The organism is Bradyrhizobium sp. LeoB3 (genome assembly GCF_055456055.1).
The window spans coordinates 1-290 of record NZ_JBVBEF010000452.1 but is presented as its reverse complement, the minus strand read 5'-3'; the positions used below and the strand labels follow the sequence as shown (position 1 = coordinate 290).

The following is a 290-nucleotide window of genomic DNA, read 5'->3' as shown; positions in this document are numbered from 1 at the left end:
ACCGCCGATCGGCACGGCGATGCAGTGCCAGAGGCGAAAGTTGCGAGGTTGAAGGGCAAGATCGAGAAGCTCAAGGAGGAGACCGTCCGGCTCAATGCGATCAATGCGGAGATGATGAAGAGCGAGGACAAGCAGATCTCGCTGACCGATCCTGACGCGCGCTCGATGGCGACAAGCGGCAAGGACACCGGGATCGTTGGCTACAACGTGCAGATTGCAGTCGATACGCAGCATCATCTCATCGTGGCTCACGAGGTGACCAACGTGGGCACCGATCGCCACCAACTCGC

General features: G+C 59.7%; 1 pseudogene. It reads left to right on the top strand.

Annotated elements, in window-relative coordinates:
• A pseudogene (locus ACZXDY_RS46685) lies at positions 1 to 290 on the top strand (IS5/IS1182 family transposase); the annotation flags it as partial.